Source organism: Halioglobus sp. HI00S01 (assembly GCF_001635445.1).
In the GTDB taxonomy this organism is placed as follows: domain Bacteria; phylum Pseudomonadota; class Gammaproteobacteria; order Pseudomonadales; family Halieaceae; genus Halioglobus; species Halioglobus japonicus.
The window spans coordinates 1-209 of record NZ_LWEE01000033.1 but is presented as its reverse complement, the minus strand read 5'-3'; the positions used below and the strand labels follow the sequence as shown (position 1 = coordinate 209).

1 protein-coding gene is annotated in these 209 nt (G+C 57.4%); it reads right to left on the bottom strand.

Going from position 1 to position 209, the window contains the following annotated elements:
* Window positions 1–209: hypothetical protein (locus A3709_RS24495; protein ID WP_231871130.1), on the bottom strand; the 209-nt coding region annotated here is incomplete at both ends.

Sequence of the window (209 nt, the reverse complement as noted above, 5' to 3'; positions counted from 1 at the left end):
TTTGACACTGGCTTGAAGCGTAGACACAAGGCTCTCAGGGTGTTGTGACCAGCTGGGCTGACGCACACAGAGCTCGCGATAGCCGCGATGACCATGTCGTTCCAGAAAGGCGTCGAATGCGTTGGCAATGTCCGATGTGGTTTTGTCGCCCAACCACGCCAGCGCTTCCGCTGGGGATAGTTCGCAAAACGCCTCTGCCGTATCTCGCT